The following is a 14617-nucleotide window of genomic DNA, read 5'->3' on the forward strand; positions in this document are numbered from 1 at the left end:
ATCACACATCAATAGAGGTTCACCGATGAACAGCAAAACCCTAATCGCCAGCCTGGCCCTCGTCGCCGGCATTGCCGGGATCAGTCCACTTGTTCAAGCGGCGCAAACCTCAAGCGATCCCTCCGTTCAATCCCCGGTCAGCGACCGCGAATTGAAGGTCAACGACCGCGCCCCGGATATCTATCAACGCAGCGAGAAAGCCATTGACTGGAAAGCCAAAGGCCTGAAAAAACCGGTTGAACAGGCGCAATGGGTGCAGATCAATGACCAGTACGTCATGGTGATGATTACCAACGGGACGATTGTCGAGATGAAACCGGTTCCGCGTTAAGTTGAGATTCAAAAGCCCTGCGCATGCACTCGCGCAGGGCTTTCCCCGCCCAACCGATACTGATTATTCCCACTGCGCTTAGCCTCATACATCGCCAGATCGGCAATGTGCAGCAGCCGATCCATCGCCGTCGCGTGATCCGGAAACACTGCCACCCCAAGGCTGGTGCCGATGTGGCGCTGGTCGTTGCCGATGCTGATCGGTGGCGACAGTTCGATGAAAATTTTCTGACAGATGCTGCGGGCTTCGTCCTGCAGGTTGAGGCTCGGTGACAAGCCCTGCAGGATGACCACGAATTCGTCGCCACCAATCCGCGCGACGGTGTCGGTGCTGCGCAGGATGCGTTTCAGGCGGGTGGCGGTGGTGATCAAAACGCGGTCGCCGGCGGCATGGCCGTAGTGGTCGTTGATATTTTTGAAACCGTTGAGGTCGACGAACACCAGCGCGACGCGGGTTTCAGTTTGTCGCGCCTGATCCAGTGCTTCGGACAGCCGTTGCTCCAGCACCAGACGATTGGGCAAACCGGTCAGCGGATCGAAGTGGGCGAGGTGCTGGAGGTAACTGGCCGAGGCCTTTTCTTCAGTGATGTCGCGCACCACGCCCATCATTTTGATCACCGCATCATGGTCGTTGCGCACTATATTGCCGGTCTCACGCAGCCAGCGAATCGTGCCGTCGGGCCAGACTACGCGGTATTCCTCGTCATGGTTTTCCCCGGTTTCCAGGCAACGCAACTCACCGTCGCGCACCCGCACGCGGTCATCCGGGTGTACGCAGGAGCAGAAGAGGGCGTAGGACGGGGTGATGTCACCGATCTTGAAACCGAACATGCCGTAGATGGCGTCCGACCAGTACAACCGATCGGTATCGACCTCCCAATCCCAAGTGCCAATGCGCGCGAAATATTGGCTACGTTTAAAGCGCTCGGCATCGCCGTCTTGATGAATGTACTGGCCATCGGCTGCGCGGGTCAGCAGCTCTCGGTACTCGGCGAGTTGCCGACGCAATTCACGTTCGCGCCAGAACAGCACGGCAATCACGGCCAGCAAAATCACGCCAACGGCGAGGCCGATCCAGAGCTGGGTCATTGGGGCGCTGCCGGCATGGCGAATCGATCCGTGAAGTAGTGGCGGTTGGCTATCTTAATGCGTCATCACTCGATTCGGATACAGCGTTGATCTGCGTGTTCGGGTTGCCAACAGCCAGCAATTCTGGGAAAACGGCGGCCTGCTGAACAATAGAGCGAATGTTATGAATGATGAACTGCAGGTAATCGATCTTCAGGTAGGCGAGGGCAAAGCCGCAGTCAAAGGCGCGCTGATCACCACCCAATACACAGGCTGGCTGGAAGACGGCAGCGAGTTCGATTCTTCCTACAGCCGTGGCAAACCTTTTCAGTGCGTGATTGGCACCGGTCGTGTGATTAAGGGCTGGGATCAAGGGCTGATGGGGATGCAGGTGGGCGGCAAGCGTAAATTGCTGGTGCCGGCGCATTTGGGTTATGGCGAGCGGACGATGGGCAAGATTCCGCCGAATTCGAATCTGGTGTTTGAGATTGAGTTGCTGGAGGTTTTGACGCGGGAGGATTGAGGTGGGTGGCTTAGGTGTTTTTATTTGAGCCGTGAACACAAGGAATGCGCCTCTATCATCCAGCGAAGCGTTGCCCTCACTGGATGATGTTGAGGTTATCCAAAAAGCCTGCGCATTCTAACTTTGCGGACTTCTAGCGGTGGTTGGGTTGAAGTGCCTTTAGGCGATAGCTGATATCAGGCCCATTGCAGTGGCGGAGCCAAGGGAAAGCAGATATCTACTTCTAATTTCGCAGCGGCGGACAGATTGACCAATGCATCCAGCGAGAACTTGTCGATTTTACCGTTGAGTACATCATTGAGGCGTGGCTGAGTGATGCCCAACCGTTTCGCTGCGTCCTTCTGAGGAAGCTCCCAGGCGCGAATGGTCTCGCAAAGCGTACGCATCAGTTTGGCTCGCCGACGCATATCGGCTGCGTGCTGCGGGGTGTCTTCCAGTGCATCCCAAATACTTGAAAAGCATTGATTGTGGTCTGGATGATCCTTCATGGGTTCATAGCCTGTTTCCTTGGTTTCAGACGGCCTGCTTTTTTGTGGCGAGGGAACTTGCTCCCGCTGGGTTGCGTAGCGACCCTAAAACCATTCGATCCGGGTAATTCAGATACACCGCAGATACCGGTTTTGCGACTGTTTCGCAGCCGAGCGGGACGGTGCGACGATTCGACAAGCTCCCTCGCCAAAGTTTTCAGTCTCAGTTTCGGGTGGGCGGTTCGAGGTTGTCGAGGGCGCGGTTGACGGCGAGTTCGCCGAGCATGACGACTTGCTGGATGCCGAGCAGGGTGTTGCGGTAGGGCGTTTCGAGCAGGCCGGCGAAGTCGCTGAGCATGATGCTGGCCGAGGCCATGGATTCGCAGGCGTGGGCTAACAGGGATTCGGTTTCCATGTCCGGCGCGACGATGAACATGGTGCTGGGTTTTCGTTCGGACGGGATGTGCGGTTTGAGGTAATGGTCGAGGGCGCGTTCGGCGGCCTCGTGGAGTTTTCTGGAATTGGGGGCGGAGTAGGGGGAGGTTGGATCCGATTCGGGTATGGCATCTGTTTCTGGTGGATTCGGCGTTACTTTGAACATTGCGGAGGTTTCCAAAGTGATGCTGACACCACCTCGCGACTAAACGAGAGGTGGCAGCTATACGCAGGTTAGTCGACCGGAATACCCACCCAAACCGGCGCACCCGAAGGCGCCCTGCGCACAGCTACCATTGAGTGAGGTATCGAAATACCTACTGTCTGGAACGTTGTACAGATTGAGTGGATTACCGAGCGACTAAACCCGATCACTGAACATTCAGTGACGCGAACCAAGTTACCGGCAGCCCCCAAACCGCACAAGCCGGCGGATTCTGGCGTAGTTGTAGGCAAAGGCGCAAGGCGCTGTAGCCTTGTGGATGATGCCGAAATGATGCTGCGTTTTTCCGGGCCTTTCGCGAGCAAGCTTTGCTCCTACAGTTGATCGGCGACGCGCAAATCCTTGTAGGAGCCGAGCTTGCTCGCGAAGGCGGTCTATCAGTCACTCAAGAAACTGAACATCGGCATCCGTCCATTCAGCGAAGGCCGGTAATGCCAGGCCAGTCGCTCCAGATTCACACCGTGATCGAGGATTTCTCTGACAGTCGCACCGGCAATTTCCATCGCCAGCGCTTGCCCGGGACACTGATGCCGTCCGCTGCCGAAACTGAAACTGCGCCGGTTCGGGCGATCCGGCAAAAACTGGTCAGGATGCTCGTTCAACGCCGGATCCCGATTGGCCGAGGCCAACAACAGCAGAATCACATCTCCAGCCTCAACCCGCACCCCATCAATCTCGCAGGACTGCGCCACAAACCGTCGCGTGTTCTGCACTGACGGATCAAAACGCTGCACTTCCGCCAACACCGCTTCCATCGACGCCTCACGCAAATCGGGCCGACTCTTTAGCGCCACCAAAGCATTGCCAATCAACCCGGCAGTGGCTTCATAAGTCTGTGAACACAGCCCGATCAAATTGGCGATCAGCGCTTCTTCATCGCCTTCAAACCGCCGCTGAATTTCCGTCAGCAAAGCGCTGTCCGCCTCAGCCAGCAACTCGATGAAATACCCGCGCAACTGCTCAGCCGCCGCATGCGCCGCCGCCAATTGCAGGTCATTGCTCAACGGCGAGAGACAGGCGACGAAATCCGCCGTCAGCGCACTGATCGCCCGGCCCTGCGCCGGGGTAAAACCAAGCAGCGCCGCGACCACGCAAACAGGCCCGCGAAACATGGCTTTATATAAGCCGTCGGCGTCCACGTTTATTAACCGTGCAGCCACCAATGCGCGAACCTCGGCTTTATTGATCAGCTCAAGCGCAGGCTCGATTGCCGAACGCGGGCAACGCTGACGCTCGCCATCATTCATCCGCATCAACTGGCCGAACACCTTGCCGGCCATGCCATCGGCAATCGCTTTCGGCACCGGTTCCTGTGCGGGACGCACGCGGCAATCGGCATGCGCCAACACCGCGCACACTGCACGGGCGCTGCTGGCGAGCCACAATTTCAGTTCCTGATGAAACACCAAGCCTCCTTGAGCACGCAGCGATGCGTAATAAGGATAGGGATCGGTATGAGTCGCAGCGTTGATCGGATCCATGGTTCGCAGCCTTGTCGTCAGGAAAGTGATGCGAGTATCGTCAGTCCTCAGCGGCGACGATTCGTCCGGGAGCGAAATATGCACGCAGAACATCAAGACATCGGCGTTTCTCAAGTGGCCGCCGCCATCGCGGAACCGGCGCGTACGAAAATGCTCTGCTCGCTGATGGACGGCCACGCCCGCACCCCTACGGAGCTGGCAGCCATCGCCGAGGTCAGCGCCTCCACGGCCAGTGCGCACCTGGCCAAACTCAAGGATCTCGCGCTGGTGCGTCTGCATGTGCAGGGCCGTCATCGTTATTACAGCCTCGCCGATCAGCGCGTCGCCCAGGCGTTGGAAGCCTTGATGGTGATTGGCCAAAGCGCCGCGCCGACGTTCAAGCCGCACACGCCGGATCGTCTGCAATTCGCCCGGACTTGCTATGACCATATGGCGGGGACACTGGCGGTGTGGCTGCATGACCGTTTTATCGAGGCCGGATGGCTGGTGGAGACGGACGAGCAGGCGTATCGCTTGAGTGACAGTGGCGCGGCGCTGTTTGAAGGTCTGGGTATCGAGGTTCAGGATTTGAGCACGTTGCGCCGCAAGTTTGCTTGTCCTTGTCTGGACTGGAGCATGCGTCGGCCGCATCTGGGTGGCTCGTTAGGGGCGGCGTTGTTGCAAGCGGCGTTGAGGCGTAAGTGGGTGACGCAGGATCTGGACAGTCGGGCGTTGGCGTTGACGGCCGTAGGGCGCAAGGAAATCAGTGTGCGGTTTGGTGTTGAGGTGGCGATTGATAAAGGCCAGATCAAAAGATCGCAGCCTTCGGCAGCTCCTACAGAGCGTGTGTACACCCGATGAACCCCGATCCCGAATCTACGTAGGAGCTGCGGAACGCTGCGATCTTTTCATCTTCGCTCCAAGCCGACGAGGGGTCGTGCCCAACCTTGTGCGCAAGCTCGCGACGCTATACTGTATATCCAAACAGTAAAGAGCCCGCGCCATGCAAATCATCGACAAGCTGAGCATTCTCGCCGACGCCGCCAAGTACGACGCGTCATGTGCGAGCAGCGGTGCGCCCAAACGCAGCTCCGAGGGCAAGAGTGGTCTGGGCTCGACCGATGGCATGGGCATTTGCCACAGCTATACGCCGGACGGGCGCTGCGTGTCGTTGTTGAAGATTTTGCTGACCAATTTTTGCCTTTACGATTGCCAATACTGCGTCAATCGCCGTTCCAGTGACGTCCCCCGGGCACGTTTCACGCCGGAAGAGGTGGTGGCGCTGACCATGGATTTCTACCGGCGCAACTGCGTCAGCGGCTTGTTTCTCAGCTCCGGAATCATCCGCTCGGCGGACTACACCATGGAGCAACTGGTGCGCGTCGCGAAGCTGCTGCGCGAAGAACATGAATTTCGCGGTTACATCCACCTTAAAACCATCCCCGAAGCCGATCCTGCGCTAATCGAAGAAGCGGGGCGTTACGCCGATCGTTTGAGCGTCAATATCGAACTGCCCACCGACGCCAGCCTGCAGACGTTGGCGCCGGAGAAAGATATCGGCTCGATCAAACAGGCCATGAACACCATCTACACCGGTGTGCAAACCGTTCTCAATGAACCCCGATCAGCGAAGTTCGCGCCCGCTGGGCAGAGCACGCAAATGATCGTCGGCGCCGACGACACCGACGACAGCACAATTTTGCACAGTGCGCAGTCGCTGTACGGCAACTTCCGTTTGCGCCGCGTTTACTATTCGGCATTCAGCCCGATCCCCGACAGCCCGAAAAGCGTGCCCCTCGCCGCGCCGCCACTGATGCGTGAACACCGTTTGTACCAAGCCGATTTCCTCCTGCGCAGCTACGGTTACAGCGCTGACGAACTGCTCAAGGGCCCGGGCAATCTGGCCTTGGACATCGATCCGAAACTGGCGTGGGCACTGCAGAATCGTGAAGTGTTCCCGCTGGATCTGAACCGTGCCGAAGCGTCTCTGATCTCACGCATCCCCGGCATCGGCCTGCGCACCACCGAACGCCTGGTCGAGCTGCGTCGTCAGCGCCGAATCCGCTACGAAGACGTCGCGCGCATGCGCTGCGTGCTGGCCAAGGCCAAGCCGTTCATCATCACCAGCGATTACCACCCACAGCAGGCCGAAGTCACCAGCCATTTGCTCTATCAGCAATTGCGCGACCGGCCGATGCCGCAACAGATGGGGTTATGGGGATGATCAATCTTGATTGCGACGATCTGTTCGAGACGTGGCGTCAGCAAGCGCGTTGGCTGCTGAGCCATGAAATCGATCCAAGTCTGGTGAGCTGGGCGTCGGAAGGGGTGGGAGACCTGTTCGCCAGTGATGCTCCAGTTCCAGAAGGTCAGGGGCCGTTTATGGCGCGGATTCCGCGTGCATTGCTCGATACGCTGGAACAAGCGGCGCAATACCGCGGCGATCAACGCTGGAGCCTTTTGTATGAAGTGCTGTGGCGGGTCAGCCATGGCGATCGCACGGCCATGCTCGCCGGAGACAAGCTTGGCAGCGAGCTACAGCGGCGTATCAAACAGGTGCGCCGCGAAGCCCATCACCTGCATGCGTTTGTGCGTTTCATCGAACGCCCGTCAGCCAGCGCTGGCCCGCAATACGTGGCGTGGCACGAACCGGCCCACGACATCCTGCACAGTGCCAGCGAACATTTCATCGGGCGCATGGGCCGCCATCGCTGGCTGATCGCGACGCCGCGTGACGGGGTTTATTACGATGGCGAGCAACTGATTCACCAGCGTCAATGCCCCGTGGAATGGCAGCAACTGGCGCAGAACGTCGATGATCCGCATGGTGATCTGTGGTTGACGTATTACAGCCACATCTTCAATCCGGCGCGGTTGAATCCGAAGGTCATGCAGGGACATTTGCCGGTGCGGTTCTGGAAGAATCTGCCGGAGGGCGAATTGATTCCTGGACTGATTACGCAGGCGCGGATGGGGAAGCAGCAGAACGGGCAGGCGAGTGGGATCGCCAGTCGTGCCGGAAAAAGGATTGCCTTGAAATAGAAGATCAAAAGATCAGGCGATCATGTAGGAGCTGCCGAAGGCTGCGATCTTTTGATCTTTATCACCACAACAAAAAAGCCCCCCACCAATCACTCGGTGGAGGGCTTTTATACATCCAGAGCCGTCAAATCAAACCTTAACGATCCAACCCGCTGGCGCTTCGATGTCGCCGGTCTGTACACCGGTCAGCTCTTTATAAAGCTTCTGGGTCACAGGGCCGACTTCTGTCTCGCTGTGGAACACATGCAGATGATCGTTGTAGCTGATGCCACCGATCGGCGTGATCACTGCCGCTGTACCGCAAGCGCCGGCTTCTTTGAAGTCCGACAGTTTGTCGATCAGCACGTCGCCTTCAACCACTTCCAGGCCCAGACGCGATTTCGCCAGTTCGATCAGCGACAGGCGGGTGATGCCTGGCAGAACCGACGGCGAGTTCGGGGTGATGAACTTGTTGTCGTGGGTGATCCCGAAGAAGTTGGCCGAACCGACTTCTTCGATCTTGGTGTGGGTCATCGGATCCAGATAGATCGCGTCAGCGAAGTTGGCTTTCTTGGCTTTCGAGCCCGGCATCAGGCTGGCCGCGTAGTTGCCGCCGACTTTGGCTGCGCCGGTGCCTTGTGGGGCGGCGCGGTCGTAGCTGGAGATCTGGAAGTTATGCGGGGTCAGGCCGCCCTTGAAGTAGGCGCCGACCGGGATGCAGAAGATCGAGAAGATGAACTCGGGGGCAGTGCGCACGCCGATGTTGTCACCCACGCCAATCACAAACGGGCGCAGGTACAGCGCGCCGCCGGTGCCATAAGGCGGAATGAAGCGCTCGTTGGCACGAACCACTTCCTTACAGGCTTCGATGAACTGCTCGGTATCAACGGTCGGCATCAGCAGACGCGCGCAGCTGCGTTGCATACGCAGGGCGTTCTGATCCGGGCGGAACAGGTTGATCGAGCCGTCCTTGCAACGATAGGCCTTCATGCCTTCGAAGCACTGCTGACCATAGTGAAGGGCCGTCGAGCCTTCGCTGATGTGCAGCACGTTGTCTTCGGTCAGGGTGCCTTTGTCCCACTCGCCATCGCGAAAGTACGACAGATAGCGCTTGTCGGTCTTGATGTAGTCAAAACCCAGCTTGTCCCAATTGATGCTTTCGTTACCCATGACACCCTCTATCACTGAACAACCGTCGAAACGGTTCAAGGCTTCTGACGTTTTTTGGATGGGCACAACAATACTTCATTCTTGAGCGGTTTCGCAGCCCGGACTATCGGATGACAGACAGATAAATCGCGTTGCCCTTAAGAATTCGCGAGCAGGCTCGCTCCCACAGGTGGAACGCATTTCAAATGTGGGAGCGAGCCTGCTCGCGAAGGGGCCGGTGTTGCCACCACCACTTACAGGTGCAACGCATGCCCGAGGGCACGCAACGCCGCTTCCTGCACCGCTTCTCCCAAGGTCGGATGCGCATGGATGGTGCCGCCGATGTCCTCCAGCCGCGCGCCCATTTCCAGGCTTTGCGCAAACGCTGTCGACAACTCGGACACGCCAACGCCCACCGCCTGCCAGCCGACAATCAGATGATTGTCCCGACGAGCGACCACGCGCACGAAGCCGCTTTTCGACTCCAGCGTCATCGCCCGGCCATTCGCCGCGAACGGGAAACTCGACACAATGCAGTCCAGCCCCGCAGCTTTAGCCTCGTCCGGCGTCTTGCCGACCACCACCAATTCCGGATCGGTAAAGCACACCGCAGCAATCGCCGTCGGGCTGAATTCGCGGGTTTTGCCGCTGATCAACTCGGCAACCATCTCGCCCTGCGCCATGGCGCGGTGAGCGAGCATCGGTTCGCCGCTCAAATCACCGATGGCGTAGACGTTGCGCATGCTGGTCTGGCAGCGGCTGTCGATCTTGATCGCCGAGCCGTTCATGTCCAGATTTAGCGCTTCAAGGTTCCAGCCCTGGGTATTCGGTTTACGACCGACGGCGACCAGCACCTGATCGGTTTCCAGATTGAGGGTTTCGCCATCAGGATCACGCACCTGCAACGTGCCGTCGAAACCCAGCACGCTGTGTTTCAAGAACAGCTTCACGCCGAGTTGCTTCAGCGCGTCATGCACCGGTTGTGTCAGTTCGGCGTCGTAGGCCGGCAGGATGCGATCCTGTGCCTCGACCACACTGACGTCGGCGCCGAGCTTGCGATAAGCGATGCCCAATTCCAGACCGATGTAACCCCCACCCACCACGACCAGACGTTTCGGCACGGATGTCGGCGCCAGCGCTTCGGTGGAGGAAATGATCGGCCCGCCAATCGGCAGGATCGGCAGATTGACGCTGGTCGAACCGGTGGCCAGCACCAGATGCTCGCATAGAATGCGCGTGTCGCCGACTTCAACAGTCTTGCCGTCGATGACCTTGGCCCAGCCATTGATGACCTGAACCTTGTTCTTCTTCAGCAGAGCCGCAACGCCAGTGGTCAGGCGATCAACGATGCCGTCCTTCCACTCGACACTTTTGCTGATGTCGAGCGTCGGCGCGGCAACGCTGATGCCCAGCGCCGAATGCTGACTGTGATGCCGGGTCTGGTGAAACTGCTCAGCCACATGAATCAACGCTTTCGACGGGATGCAGCCGATGTTCAGGCACGTGCCGCCCAGCGATAGGCCTTCGACCAGAATCGTCGGAATGCCCAGTTGCCCGGCGCGAATCGCGGTTACATAACCGCCAGGACCGCCGCCGATGATCAGCAGCGTGGTGTTCAGAGATTGCATGCGCGCCTTACTCCACAAACAAAGTGGCAGGTTGTTCGATCAGGCCACGAATGGCCTGGATGAAGAGTGCCGCGTCCATGCCGTCGACCACGCGGTGATCGAACGAGCTGGAGAGGTTCATCATCTTGCGGATCACCACTTGGCCTTTGACGACCATCGGCCGTTCGACGATTTTGTTGACGCCGACGATGGCCACTTCCGGCAGGTTCAACACCGGGGTGCTGACGATACCGCCCAGCGCACCGAGGCTGGTGAGGGTGATGGTCGAACCGGACAACTCATCGCGACTGGCCTTGCCATTGCGCGCGGCGTTGGCCAGACGCGATATTTCCGTGGCGCTGTCCCACAGGCTGCGTGCTTCGGCGTGGCGAACCACCGGCACCATCAGGCCGACATCGCTTTGCGTGGCGACGCCGACATGCACCGCACCGAGGCGGGTGATGACCTGGGCTTCGTCGTCGTAGCGGGCGTTCATTTGCGGGAAGTCGCGCAGGGCAACGACCAAGGCGCGGACGAGGAACGGCAGCAAGGTCAACTTGCCACGGCTGGCGCCGTGTTTTTCATTCAAATGCGCGCGCAGTTCTTCGATGGCAGTAACGTCGATTTCTTCGACATAACTGAAGTGTGCGGCACGTTGAGTGGCGTCCTGCATACGCTGGGCGATCTTGCGGCGCATGCCGATCACTTGAATCTGTTCTTCGTCATTACGCTGGGCGTAAGCAGCGGCCATCGGCGCCGAGGCGTTTGACTGACCTTGCGCCAAGTAGGCTTCAAGGTCTTCGTGCAACACACGACCGGCCGGGCCCGAACCGCGCACCAGACGCAATTGAATGCCCAGATCCAGCGCATGTTTGCGCACGGCCGGGGAGGCGAGAGGACGTTCGTCTGCTTCGCGAGCAACCATCGGGCCTTGGCAAACCGCAGCCGGACGCGGGGCGGCTGGAGCAGGTTTGCTCTCAACAACGGCCTCAACTTTCGGCGCAACGGGTGCTTCTTTAACAGGCGCAGGCGCGGCGGATTCTTTCAGGTTGCCGGCACCCTCAACCTCGATGCTGATCAGCACACTGCCAACCGCCATCACTTCACCCGGCTGACCGCCGAGGGCAATCACCTTGCCATGCACCGGCGACGGAATATCGACCATCGCCTTGTCAGTCATCACGTCCGCCAGCACCTGATCTTCAACGACCAGATCGCCAACCTTGACGTGCCACTGCGACAGTTCTACTTCTGCGATGCCTTCGCCGATGTCCGGCATCTTGATAACGTGCGTGCCCATTCAGACCTCCATAACCCGTTTCAACGCCGCGCCCACTCGGGACGGCCCTGGGAAATACGCCCACTCCTGCGCGTGCGGGTAGGGGGTGTCCCAACCGGTGACGCGTTCGATCGGCGCTTCCAGGTGATGAAAGCAATGCTCTTGCACCAGCGACACCAGTTCGGCGCCGAAACCGCAGGTGCGCGTGGCTTCGTGAACCACCACGCAACGGCCGGTTTTCTTCACCGACTTGACGATGGTTTCCAGATCCAGCGGCCACAGGCTGCGCAGGTCGATGACTTCGGCATCGACACCAGATTCTTCGGCAGCGACTTGCGAGACATACACGGTGGTGCCGTAGGTCAGCACGGTCACGTCCTTGCCCGGACGAGTGATGGCGGAAACGTCCAGCGGCACGGTGTAGTAACCGTCCGGAACCTGCGCTTGCGGGTGTTTCGACCACGGCGTTACCGGGCGGTCGTGGTGGCCGTCGAACGGGCCGTTGTACAGGCGTTTTGGCTCGAGGAAGATCACCGGGTCATCGTTTTCGATGGAGGCGATCAGCAAGCCTTTGGCGTCATACGGGTTGGATGGCATCACGGTGCGCAAGCCGCAGACCTGAGTGAACATCGCCTCGATGCTCTGGCTGTGCGTCTGGCCGCCGTAGATGCCGCCGCCGCAGGGCATGCGCAGGGTCATCGGTGCGGTGAACTCGCCAGCCGAGCGATAACGCAGGCGCGCCGCTTCGGAAATAATCTGGTCGGACGCCGGGTAGACGTAATCAGCGAACTGAATCTCGGCAACCGGACGCAGACCGTAAGCGCCCATGCCCACGGCAACGCCGACGATACCGCTTTCAGAAATCGGCGCATCGAACACACGCGACGCGCCGTACTTGGTTTGCAGGCCTTCGGTGCAACGGAACACGCCGCCGAAATAGCCGACGTCCTGACCGAATACCACCACGTTGTCGTCACGCTCAAGCATCACATCCATGGCCGAGCGCAGGGCCTGGATCATGGTCCAGGTGGTCGTGGTCATTGCGGTTTCCAGCAGAATATAGTAGTTGTGATCGTTCATGTCAGATCCCCAACTGCTGACGCTGGCGCTTCAAGTGCTCCGGCATCTCTTTGTAGACGTCTTCGAACATGGGCGCGGCGCTTGGAATCTGGCCGCCGGCGAGGGTGCCGTACTGTTCGGCCTGTTTCTGCGCGGCAATCACTTCGGCTTCGAGCTCGGCGCTGACGGCGGCGTGCTCTTCGTCCGACCAGTGGCCGACCTTGATCAGGTGCTGTTTGAGGCGGGCAATCGGGTCGCCGAGCGGGAAGTGGCTCCAGTCATCGGCAGGACGGTATTTCGATGGGTCGTCGGAGGTCGAGTGCGGGCCGGCGCGGTAGGTGACCCATTCGATCATGGTCGGGCCGAGGTTGCGGCGGGCGCGTTCGGCGGCCCAGGCAGAAGCGGCGTAGACCGCGTAGAAGTCGTTGCCATCGACGCGCAAAGAAGCGATGCCGCAACCGACGCCGCGTCCGGCGAAAGTAGTGGCTTCACCACCGGCGATGGCCTGGAAGGTCGAAATCGCCCACTGGTTGTTGACCACGTTGAGGATCACCGGCGCGCGATAAACGTGAGCGAAGGTGAGGGCGGTGTGGAAATCCGATTCGGCTGTCGCGCCGTCACCGATCCACGCCGAGGCGATTTTGGTGTCGCCCTTGATCGCCGAAGCCATGCCCCAGCCGACTGCTTGAATGAACTGGGTCGCGAGGTTGCCGGAAATGGTGAAGAAACCTGCTTCCTTAACCGAGTACATGATCGGCAACTGGCGGCCCTTGAGCGGATCGCGCTCGTTGGACAGCAGTTGGCAGATCAGGTCGACCAGTGGCACTTCGCGGGCCATCAGAATGCTTTGCTGACGGTAGGTCGGAAAGCACATGTCGTCGATGTTCAGGGCCAACGCCTGAGCACTGCCAATGGCTTCTTCGCCAAGGCTTTGCATGTAGAACGACATCTTTTTCTGACGCTGGGCGACGACCATGCGGTTGTCGTAGATGCGCGTCTTGAGCATGGCGCGCATGCCTTTACGCAGGATCTCGACCGGCACGTTTTCAGCCCAAGGGCCGAGGGCGTTGCCTTGATCGTCGAGCACGCGAATCAGCCCACGCGCCAGGTCGGCGGTGTCGGCAGGTTCGACGTCGATGGAAGGTTTGCGCACCGTACCGGCATCGGTCAGATGCAGGTAGGAAAAATCGGTTTTGCAGCCTGGACGGCCCGAGGGTTCAGGGACGTGCAGACGCAGCGGTTCATACGCTTGGGTCATGGCTTCTACGCTCGATCTTGTGAATTTCTTGTAGTGAGCTGGCAGTCATCCTTCGGTAGAAGAAATCTTGTCCTACAACAATCATAGGCCGGGCCAAGAAGAATATTTATCTCTGTTTCGTTGCGCTGGAGACGATTTGCAGATAGAAATTCTGCATAAACATAAAAAACAGGTGGTTTTGTCTCATGCGCAAACTGGATCGTACTGACATCGGCATTCTCAACAGCCTTCAAGAGAACGCGCGCATCACCAACGCCGACCTTGCACGCTCGGTGAATCTGTCGCCGACGCCGTGCTTCAATCGGGTCAAAGCGATGGAAGAATTAGGCCTGATTCGCGAGCAGGTGACGCTGCTGGACGCCGATCTGCTGGGGCTGCACGTGAACGTGTTTATTCACGTCAGCCTGGAGAAACAGGTGGAGTTGGCGTTGCAGCATTTCGAAGAAGCGATTTCTGATCGCCCCGAAGTGATGGAGTGCTATTTGATGGCCGGCGACCCGGATTATCTGATCCGGGTGCTGGTGCCGACGATTCAGTCGTTGGAGCGCTTCATGATGGACTTTCTGACCAAGGTGCCGGGGGTGGCGAATATCCGCTCGAGTTTTGCGTTGAAGCAGGTGCGGTATAAGACGGCGCTGCCGCTGCCGGCGAATGGGTTGACGTTGGGGGCGTGAAGATCAAAAGATCGCAGCCTGCGGCAGCTCCTACACGGAAAAATGCATGATCGTGCCCACACGC

Annotated in this window: 15 protein-coding genes; 6 read left to right on the forward strand and 9 right to left on the reverse strand. The window is 59.0% G+C overall.

Annotated features, from left to right (window positions below; all coding sequences use genetic code 11):
* Positions 1–25 precede the first annotated feature (25 nt).
* A complete protein-coding gene (locus ACIOMO_RS00295; protein WP_053121466.1) occupies positions 26–331 on the forward strand; it encodes an RcnB family protein in 306 nt (101 codons plus the stop codon).
* An 8-nt stretch (positions 332–339) separates the two neighbouring features.
* Here ACIOMO_RS00295 and ACIOMO_RS00300 read toward each other — a convergent pair whose 3' ends face one another.
* Entirely contained in the window at positions 340–1419 is a 1080-nt protein-coding gene (locus ACIOMO_RS00300; protein ID WP_401237413.1) for a diguanylate cyclase domain-containing protein, read from the reverse strand.
* Positions 1420–1582: 163 nt separating this feature from the next.
* On the opposite strand from ACIOMO_RS00300, the gene ACIOMO_RS00305 reads away from it, so the two are divergent.
* Complete coding sequence (locus ACIOMO_RS00305; RefSeq protein ID WP_053121462.1) at positions 1583–1921, forward strand: FKBP-type peptidyl-prolyl cis-trans isomerase; 339 nt, start codon at positions 1583–1585, stop codon at positions 1919–1921.
* A 176-nt stretch (positions 1922–2097) separates the two neighbouring features.
* Here the strand turns inward: ACIOMO_RS00305 and ACIOMO_RS00310 are convergent, their stop codons facing one another.
* From ACIOMO_RS00310 to ACIOMO_RS00320, 3 genes are all read right to left on the reverse strand, one after another.
* Positions 2098–2409, reverse strand: a complete 312-nt coding sequence (locus tag ACIOMO_RS00310) for a helix-turn-helix domain-containing protein (RefSeq protein WP_282356559.1) — start codon at positions 2407–2409, stop codon at positions 2098–2100.
* A 202-nt stretch (positions 2410–2611) separates the two neighbouring features.
* A complete protein-coding gene (locus tag ACIOMO_RS00315) occupies positions 2612–2989 on the reverse strand; it encodes a DUF6124 family protein (protein ID WP_282356558.1) in 378 nt (125 codons plus the stop codon).
* A gap of 434 nt (positions 2990–3423) precedes the next feature.
* Positions 3424–4527, reverse strand: coding sequence for a cytochrome P450 (locus tag ACIOMO_RS00320; protein ID WP_401237415.1), 1104 nt, complete (start codon positions 4525–4527; stop codon positions 3424–3426).
* Positions 4528–4605: 78 nt separating this feature from the next.
* On the opposite strand from ACIOMO_RS00320, the gene ACIOMO_RS00325 reads away from it, so the two are divergent.
* The 3 genes from ACIOMO_RS00325 (at position 4606) to ACIOMO_RS00335 (ending at position 7548) form a co-directional block, all read left to right on the forward strand.
* Positions 4606–5367 (forward strand): helix-turn-helix transcriptional regulator, encoded by a 762-nt coding sequence (locus tag ACIOMO_RS00325; RefSeq protein ID WP_212551533.1) that lies wholly within the window; start codon positions 4606–4608, stop codon positions 5365–5367.
* A gap of 142 nt (positions 5368–5509) precedes the next feature.
* Positions 5510–6730 (forward strand): putative DNA modification/repair radical SAM protein, encoded by a 1221-nt coding sequence (locus ACIOMO_RS00330; protein ID WP_212551534.1) that lies wholly within the window; start codon positions 5510–5512, stop codon positions 6728–6730.
* A complete protein-coding gene (locus tag ACIOMO_RS00335; RefSeq protein ID WP_053121444.1) occupies positions 6727–7548 on the forward strand; it encodes a TIGR03915 family putative DNA repair protein in 822 nt (273 codons plus the stop codon). The genes ACIOMO_RS00330 and ACIOMO_RS00335 overlap by 4 nt, the downstream gene beginning before the upstream one ends.
* A gap of 129 nt (positions 7549–7677) precedes the next feature.
* Here ACIOMO_RS00335 and ACIOMO_RS00340 read toward each other — a convergent pair whose 3' ends face one another.
* From ACIOMO_RS00340 to ACIOMO_RS00360, 5 genes are all read right to left on the reverse strand, one after another.
* The gene (locus ACIOMO_RS00340; RefSeq protein WP_053121443.1) at positions 7678–8697 is read right to left on the reverse strand and encodes a branched-chain amino acid aminotransferase; all 1020 of its coding nucleotides are present in this window, start codon (positions 8695–8697) and stop codon (positions 7678–7680) included.
* Positions 8698–8930: 233 nt separating this feature from the next.
* The gene (gene lpdA / locus ACIOMO_RS00345; protein WP_401237418.1) at positions 8931–10304 is read right to left on the reverse strand and encodes a dihydrolipoyl dehydrogenase; all 1374 of its coding nucleotides are present in this window, start codon (positions 10302–10304) and stop codon (positions 8931–8933) included.
* 7 nt (positions 10305–10311) lie between these two features.
* A complete protein-coding gene (locus tag ACIOMO_RS00350) occupies positions 10312–11583 on the reverse strand; it encodes a dihydrolipoamide acetyltransferase family protein (RefSeq protein ID WP_401237420.1) in 1272 nt (423 codons plus the stop codon).
* Entirely contained in the window at positions 11584–12642 is a 1059-nt protein-coding gene (locus ACIOMO_RS00355; RefSeq protein WP_401237422.1) for an alpha-ketoacid dehydrogenase subunit beta, read from the reverse strand. It abuts the gene before it with no gap.
* A 1-nt stretch (position 12643) separates the two neighbouring features.
* Complete coding sequence (locus tag ACIOMO_RS00360) at positions 12644–13879, reverse strand: 3-methyl-2-oxobutanoate dehydrogenase (2-methylpropanoyl-transferring) subunit alpha (protein WP_401237423.1); 1236 nt, start codon at positions 13877–13879, stop codon at positions 12644–12646.
* Between the two features lie 185 nt (positions 13880–14064).
* Between ACIOMO_RS00360 and bkdR the strand changes: the two genes are divergently transcribed.
* Entirely contained in the window at positions 14065–14553 is a 489-nt protein-coding gene (bkdR, locus tag ACIOMO_RS00365) for a Bkd operon transcriptional regulator BkdR (RefSeq protein WP_008086971.1), read from the forward strand.
* Positions 14554–14617 lie beyond the last annotated feature (64 nt).

The sequence above is a fragment of the Pseudomonas sp. NPDC087804 genome (assembly GCF_044742965.1).
GTDB classification, from domain to species: domain Bacteria; phylum Pseudomonadota; class Gammaproteobacteria; order Pseudomonadales; family Pseudomonadaceae; genus Aquipseudomonas; species Aquipseudomonas rustica.